At 66.3% G+C, this 7,444-nt stretch carries 7 protein-coding genes; all 7 read left to right on the top strand.

Features of this window, described 5'->3' with window-relative positions; all coding sequences use genetic code 11:
- Positions 1–1,361 (top strand): cystathionine beta-synthase (locus AC5RWT_RS32465; RefSeq protein WP_494083814.1); only part of this gene is annotated, 1,361 nt, incomplete at its 5' end.
- A 12-nt stretch (positions 1,362–1,373) separates the two neighbouring features.
- Positions 1,374–2,534, top strand: a complete 1,161-nt coding sequence (locus AC5RWT_RS32460; RefSeq protein ID WP_494083813.1) for a cystathionine gamma-synthase — start codon at positions 1,374–1,376, stop codon at positions 2,532–2,534.
- 88 nt (positions 2,535–2,622) lie between these two features.
- Positions 2,623–3,078 (top strand): VOC family protein, encoded by a 456-nt coding sequence (locus AC5RWT_RS32455; RefSeq protein ID WP_494083812.1) that lies wholly within the window; start codon positions 2,623–2,625, stop codon positions 3,076–3,078.
- Between the two features lie 30 nt (positions 3,079–3,108).
- Positions 3,109–3,768: an MOSC domain-containing protein gene (locus AC5RWT_RS32450; RefSeq protein ID WP_494083811.1), complete on the top strand. Its 660-nt coding sequence runs from the start codon at positions 3,109–3,111 to the stop codon at positions 3,766–3,768.
- A gap of 112 nt (positions 3,769–3,880) precedes the next feature.
- Complete coding sequence (locus AC5RWT_RS32445) at positions 3,881–5,905, top strand: oxidoreductase (RefSeq protein ID WP_494083810.1); 2,025 nt, start codon at positions 3,881–3,883, stop codon at positions 5,903–5,905.
- A 13-nt stretch (positions 5,906–5,918) separates the two neighbouring features.
- Positions 5,919–6,437, top strand: a complete 519-nt coding sequence (locus AC5RWT_RS32440) for a PadR family transcriptional regulator (protein WP_494083809.1) — start codon at positions 5,919–5,921, stop codon at positions 6,435–6,437.
- Between the two features lie 421 nt (positions 6,438–6,858).
- The coding region (locus AC5RWT_RS32435) for a DEAD/DEAH box helicase (RefSeq protein WP_494083808.1) at positions 6,859–7,444 on the top strand (586 nt) is incomplete at its 3' end.

Raw genomic sequence — 7,444 nt, 5'->3', positions numbered from 1 at the left:
CTGTTCTGGACCTGATCGGCAACACACCGTTGGTCAAGCTGAACAAAGTGACCGAAGGTATTGCTGCCACCGTCCTGGCGAAGGTGGAGTATTTCAATCCGGGCGGTTCGATCAAGGACCGCATCGCGGTGAAGATGCTCGAAGAGGCCGAGAAAGACGGGCGGTTGAAGCCCGGCGGCACGGTCATCGAACCCACCAGCGGCAACACCGGGGTGGGGCTGGCCCTGGTGGCCCAGCAGAAGGGCTACAAGTCCATCTTCGTGACCCCGGACAAAGTAGGTCTGGAAAAGCGCGACGTGCTCAAGGCCTACGGGGCTGACGTCGTCGTTACCCCTACCTCCGTGGCGCCGGACAGCCCCGAGTCCTACTACGGTGTCTCCGACCGGCTGGTGACTGAGGTGGACGGTGGCTTTAAGCCGGACCAGTTCAACAACCCGGCAGCTCCGGCCAGCCATTACGAATCAACCGGCCCTGAGATCTGGCGCGACACGGACGGTCGGGTCACTCATGTCGTGATCGGCGCCGGGACCGGCGGAACCATCACGGGGACCGGCCGTTATTTGAAGGAAATTTCCGCCGATCGCGCCGGAGGCCCGGTGAAAGTCATCGGCGCCGACCCACAGGGCTCTGTCTACTCCGGAGGTACCGGCCGGCCGTACTTCGTCGAAGGCGTCGGCGAGGACATGTGGCCGGACAACTACGACAAGTCGGTTCCGGACGAGGTGCTCGCTGTCAACGACGCCGAAGCGTTCGCGATGACCCGGCGGCTGGCCCAGGAAGAGGGGCTGCTGGTTGGCGGTTCTTCCGGGATGGCCGTGGTGGCGGCGCTGAAGGTGGCCAAGGAGCTGGGACCGGACGACATCGTGGTCGTGATCCTGCCCGACTCGGGCCGCGGCTACCTGGGCAAAATCTTCAACGATGAATGGATGAAGTCCTACGGCTTCATCGCCGGTGGAGAAGAAGCCACGGTGGGCGAGGTGCTGCAGGGCAAGAGCGGTGAGCTGCCGGATCTGGTGCATACACACCCCTACGAAACAGTGCGAGACGTCATCGAAATCATGAACGAGTTTGGCGTCTCGGCGCTGCCGGTGCTGTCGCAGGAGCCGCCGGTAGTGATGGGAGAGGTGGTCGGCGCCGTCAATGAACGCGAGCTGACGGCCAAGCTGTTCAAGAGCGAAGCGAAACTCACCGACAAGGTCAGCGACCACCTGGGTGCGGCAATGCCGCTGATCGGGTCGCTGGAGCCCGTTTCCGCCGCGCGGGAGAAGCTGCAGACGGCCGATAGTGTGCTGGTCACGCTGGCCGGGGCGCCGATAGGCGTCCTGACCCGCCATGACCTGCTGTCCTACCTCACGAGCTGAAGGAGAAGAAGAATGAGCGCAGAGAACAATCAGGGCTTCAACACCCGCGCAGTGCACGCCGGCCAGGTGCCGGACGAAGCCACGGGCGCGGTTGTCCCGGCGATCTACCAGTCTTCGACCTATGCCCAGGACGGCATTGGCGGGCTGCGCAACGGTTATGAATACGGCCGCGGCACCAACCCCACCCGCGATTCGCTGCAGGTGCAGCTGGCGGCGGTGGAGGGCGGCAAGCATGCGTTCTCCTTCGCCTCCGGGCTGGCCGCCGAAGATGCGCTGATCCGCGCCCTGCTCTCTCCCGGCGACCACATTGTGCTGGGCAACGACGCCTATGGCGGAACCTACCGGTTGATCAACCGCGTGCTGGGTGCCTGGGGTATCGGCCACACGGTGGTGGACATGTCCGACGAGTCGGCCGTGGCCGCTGCCGTCAGCGAGCACAAGGCACGCTTCCTCTGGGTTGAAACCCCGTCCAACCCGATGATGAAGGTCACCGACATTGCCGCGCTGGCCGAGTTGGCGCACGCCGCGGGCGCGCTGCTGGTGGTGGACAACACCTTCGCCTCGCCCTACCTGCAGAATCCGCTGGCCTTCGGCGCCGACGTCGTGGTGCATTCGACCACCAAGTACATTGGTGGACATTCGGACGTGATCGGTGGGGCCGTGGTGCTCAACGACGACGCGCTCGCCGAGAAGGTCGGCTTCGTTCAGTTCGCGGTGGGCGCGGTGTCCGCGCCGCTGGACGCCTTTCTGACCACCCGTGGCCTGAAGACGCTGGGCGTGCGGATGGACCGGCATTCCGCCAATGCCCAGGCCGTGGCCGACTGGCTGCAGGGCCGGGCCGAAGTCGAGACGGTCTTTTATCCCGGCCTGCCCGACCACCCGGGCCACGAGCTGGCCAAGAAGCAGATGCGCAGCTTTGGCGGCATGGTCTCGGTCTCCTTCACGGGCGGCGAGGCAGCGGCCCGCAAGGTGGCCGAATCCACCCACGTTTTCACCCTGGCGGAATCGCTCGGCGGCATCGAGTCGCTGGTCAACTACCCGTCCGAGATGACCCACGCCTCGGTGAAGGGTACCGAACTGGCGGTGCCGGAAAACCTGATCCGGCTGTCCGTGGGCATCGAGGACATTGAGGACCTGATCGCGGACCTCGAACAGGCTTTCGCGCAGCTCTAGGCAAGCCCCAGCCCTTGAGAGGCGGCGGGACCGGGAACGGTGCCGCCGCCTCTGGCGTGTCCGGCAGCAGGCCGGGAATACTGAGGGCATGGATACGAACAGGCGGTACCCGCCGGCCAGCGTTGTTGCCGGATTGCAGTCCCATAAGGCCCGGGAACTCATCGGGTTTCTCACCGGGACCGTGGGATTCATCGAGCACGCCCTGTACGAAGAGAATGGCCTGGTGGCGCACGCTGAGTTGCTCTGGCCCGAGGGCGGCATGGTGATGGTTTCCAGCCATGCCGAGGGGAGACCCTGGGCCCGCGAACCCGGCACGGCCCTGCTCAACGTCTACACCCATGACCCCGATCATTTGTACGCCCACATGAAGGCAGCAGGTGTGCCCATCATTCGGGAGCTGCAGGACACCGACTACGGCGACCGTGGCTTCGGCATTAAAGATCCGGACGGCAATCTGTGGGCCTTCGGCATCTACCGGGGCCAGCCGCTGCCGGGCCCGGACGGGTCCACCGAACAGGACATCAGCTACGAAGGGCACGCCTGAGCCGGCACCCGGCAAACATATGATGACGTCATGGAATCCGGATTCTTGCTGGCCGTCTGCCGGCTCCACGCGCTGAAGCCCGACGCCAGCAAGGTCGGAATCACCGGCATCGACAAGCGGCCGGTGGGCGGCCGGGTTCCGCTCCACACGCTGGGGCTGCGCGCCGATGTGCAGGCCGACCGCAAGAACCACGGCGGAGAGCTCAAGGCGCTCTACGCGTACGCGCAGGAAGATGCCGATGTCTGGTCGGGCGAGCTGGGGCGCGACGTCCCGCCGGGCCTGTTCGGCGAAAACCTGCGGACCGCCGGAGTGAACGTCAGCGGCGCGCTGGTAGGGGAGCGGTGGCAGGTCGGCCCGGACGTCGTCGTTGAAGTGACCATGCCCCGGATCCCCTGCGCCACCTTCGCCCGCCACGTCGGTGAGCCCCAGTGGGCCAGGCGCTTCCTGCGCAAAGGGTTGCCCGGCGCTTACCTGAAGGTCATCGGCACCGGCTCCATCGCCGCCGGTGACAGCATCCACGTTCTCTTCCGCCCCGGCCACGGTGTTAGCGTTGCGCAATCATCGCTCGGGCTCAGCCAGGCGCAGGCGCAGGCGCTGCTGGCGGCGGAGGCCGACGGCGAGATCGCCTTGCACGGCAACGTCAGCAAGGCAGTCCGCCGGGTTCTGGCCCGCGGCCGCGTCCACGCCTGACGGCAACCTTCAGGTCCCTCGCAGAACGCGCTTCTCCCACCCCAAGCAGTGGTTGTCTGCGGCCCCGTCGCGCCGTAGTCTTTATGCAACTTGTTGTGCAAAGGAGTGCATTGTGGCCGTGTCCTATCCGAAGCTGTTCGAACCGCTGGACCTCGGCTTCACAGTCCTGCCCAACCGGGTGCTGATGGGCTCCATGCATGTTGGGCTTGAGGAACTTCCCGGCGGCTTCGAGCGCATGGCGGCCTTTTATGCCGAACGAGTGCGCGGCGGTGTGGGGCTGATCGTGACCGGCGGCATCGCACCGAATGCCGACGGCAGGCTGCAGCCCGGCGGCGCCATGATGACGACGGCGGAGGAAGCCGCCCGCCACACAACCATCACCGACGCTGTCCACGCCGAAGGCGGGCGCATCGCCCTGCAATTGCTGCATGCCGGACGCTACGCCGCGCATCCGCACCCTGTGGCACCCAGCCCGCTGCAGGCTCCGATCAGCCCGTTCACGCCCCGCGAACTCAGCGAACAGGAGATCGAGCTGACCATTGAGGACTTCGCGAATTCTGCCGCGCTTGCCCGCGGGGCGGGGTACGACGGCGTGGAAATCATGGGGTCCGAAGGCTACTTGATCAACGAGTTTGTCGCCGCCCGCACCAACCGGCGCACCGACGGCTGGGGCGGCAGCTACCGCAACCGGATCCGCTTCCCGCTGGAGGTTGTCCGCCGGACCCGTGAGCGGGTGGGCCAGGACTTCATCATTATCTACCGCCTGTCCATGCTGGACCTGGTGGAGGGCGGATCCACCTTTGCAGAAGTTGCCGAACTCGCCCGGGGAGTCGAGGAAGCAGGGGCGACCATCCTCAACACCGGCATCGGATGGCATGAATCCCGGGTGCCGACGATCGCCACGTCGGTCCCACGCGCCGGTTTCTCCTGGGTCACCCGCCGGCTGATGGGTGCCGTCGGAATTCCCCTGGTGGCAACCAACAGGATCAACAACCCGGACACTGCCGAGCAGCTCCTCGCCAGCGGATACGCCGATATGGTGTCCATGGCCCGCCCGTTGCTCGCCGATCCGGCCTTCCTGCTCAAGGCCTCGCGCGGGCGGGCTGACGAGATCAACACCTGCATCGCCTGCAACCAGGCCTGCCTGGACCACACCTTCTCCGGCAAGATCACCTCGTGCCTGGTCAACCCGCAGGCCTGCCACGAAACCGAACTGGTGATTGCGCCCGCTGCCGAACCCAAGTCCCTGGCCGTCGTCGGGGCGGGGCCTGCCGGCCTCGCGTCTGCCGTCACCGCGGCGGGGCGCGGCCACCGTGTCACCCTTTTTGAAGCCGCGGACAGCATCGGCGGCCAGTTCAATCTGGCCAAGCAGATCCCGGGCAAGGAAGAGTTCCACGAAACCATCCGCTACTTTGGCCGCCAGCTGGAACTGCTCGGCGTCGACGTGCGGCTGAAGACCCGCGTGACGGCAGCAGAGCTGGCCGGCGGCGGATTCGACGAGGTCATCCTGGCGACCGGGGTGCTGCCTCGGCTCCCGGATGTGGAGGGCGTGGACCACCCGAGCGTGCTCGGCTATCTGGACGTCCTGCGCGACCACCGGGACCTCGGGGAAACCGTGGCGGTCCTGGGCGCCGGCGGCATCGGCTTCGACGTCAGCGAGTACATCACCCAGGCCGGCCCGAGCGTCACTCTGGACCCGGAACGGTTCCGCGAACACTGGGGGATCGACGACGACCCGGCCGCACGCGGCGGCCTGGCAGCCCCCGCGCCCGTCCGGCCTGCGCGCACGGTCTATCTGCTGCAACGCAAGGAATCCAAGCCCGGCGCGGGGTTGGGCAAGACCACAGGATGGATCCACCGCGCCGAGCTCAAGAGCCGCGGAGTGCAGATGATCCCTGCCGCCACCTACCGCAAAATTGACGACGACGGACTGCACCTGACCGTGGACGGCACCGACACAGTCCTCGCGGTCGACAATGTGGTGCTTTGCACCGGCCAGGTACCGCAGCGTGAGCTGCAGGAGGCGCTGGAAGCCACGGGGCTGCCGGTGCATTTGGTCGGCGGCGCCGACGTGGCAGCCGAACTCGACGCCAAACGCGCCATCAACCAAGCAACCCGGCTGGCTGCGGCGCTGTAGCGGAAGGAGCCCCATGTCTTTGCCGCACGCCATCCTGACCGCTCTGCTGGAGCAGCCCGGATCCGGGGCGGAACTGGCCCGCCGGTTCGATAAGTCTTTCGGCTTTTTCTGGCCGGCGACCCACCAGCAGATTTACCGTGAACTGGCCAAGTTGGAACGGAACGGCCTGGTCGAGTCGACGGGACGCGACTCCAGCCGCGGCCGCGCCCGGGAGCATCAGGTCCTGGCCGCCGGGCGGGAAGAACTGCAACGCTGGACGGCCGAACAGCAGGACCCCCGGCCTGTCCGCGAGGAACTGATGATCCGGCTCCGCGCCGCCTCGGTGCTCGGCGACACCGCGATCGCCGGTGAACTTGAGCGGCATCTCGGGCTGCACCGTGCCCAGCTCGAGACGTACCGGCAGCTTGACCAGCGGGGCACATGGAACGATTCCAACCGCCTGCAGCGGGCAGTGCTGCAGGCGGGCATCATGTTCGAGCAGACCTGGATCGAGTGGGCCGAACAAACCTTGGAGCGTAAGCAGGAGAAGTAGCGGAGCGCTCAGTTGCGGGGCCTGGGCATTAGACGCGGGGCAGGACGCAGCGGGAGAGGTTGTGCCAAAGGTCACCGCCCGTCGTCGTGCTCTCTGTCCCTGGGCAGCCGGAGCGTGCCGTACACTGGATACATCCCCCACTGTCGGTATTCCCTTAGTTCTGCGCGATAATGCCGCTTACGGTCTTGTCGAAGCGTCTGATTGTGTGTGGGCCCGCCTCTATGCGGCGGGCAGTTTCATGTTTTTGGGAGCGCCGGCTAAAGAAAACGCCGCCAGGTCTCTCCGCACATTGCGGGTGGCCAGCGAAGCGGCGGAAAGCCCTGCCACGGGATTGCAATAGCGCCGGGCTTTGAGTCAGAGGACCGCGGACTTACGATGTGCCGCGGCCACCGGTCCCCAGCTGAATACGAGGAACTGCCCCGTGTCCGAAAACACTGTTAATACCCTGCCTGAAAACACCGACGCCCCGGCCGTCGAAGACGAAAACACCGTACTCTTCACCGACTTCGGCCTTGACGGCCGTGTCCTGGCGGCCCTGAGGGACGTCGGCTACGAAAAGCCTTCGCCCATCCAGGCCGCTACCATCCCCGTGCTGCTGGAAGGCCGCGACGTCGTCGGCCTGGCCCAGACCGGCACCGGCAAGACCGCCGCGTTCGCGGTTCCCGCCCTTTCCCGGATGGCGGAACTGCCGGCCACCAAGAACACCCAGATCCTGGTCCTGGCCCCCACTCGCGAGCTGGCCCTGCAGGTCGCGGAGGCTTTCTCCTCCTACGCCGCGCACATGGACGACTTCACCGTACTGCCGGTCTACGGCGGCTCCGCCTACGGACCGCAGCTGGCCGGCCTGCGCCGCGGCGCCCAGGTTGTTGTCGGTACCCCCGGCCGCGTGATCGACCACATCGAAAAGGGTTCGCTGGACCTGTCCGAACTCCAGTACATGGTGCTGGACGAGGCCGACGAAATGCTGCGCATGGGCTTCGCCGAAGAAGTGGACCAGATCCTCTCGA

The sequence above is a fragment of the Arthrobacter sp. Dra40 genome (genome assembly GCF_059091905.1).
This window is presented reverse-complemented; position numbering and strand designations above follow the sequence as displayed.

Bases quoted from the DNA above. Each gene is read 5' to 3' on its own strand.
- AC5RWT_RS32450 (WP_494083811.1), top strand. From the start codon at position 3,109: ATGGAATCCGGATTCTTGCTGGCCGTCTGCCGGCTCCACGCGCTGAAG.
- AC5RWT_RS32460 (WP_494083813.1), top strand. From the start codon at position 1,374: ATGAGCGCAGAGAACAATCAGGGCTTCAACACCCGCGCAGTGCACGCC.
- AC5RWT_RS32455 (WP_494083812.1), top strand. From the start codon at position 2,623: ATGGATACGAACAGGCGGTACCCGCCGGCCAGCGTTGTTGCCGGATTG.
- AC5RWT_RS32440 (WP_494083809.1), top strand. From the start codon at position 5,919: ATGTCTTTGCCGCACGCCATCCTGACCGCTCTGCTGGAGCAGCCCGGA.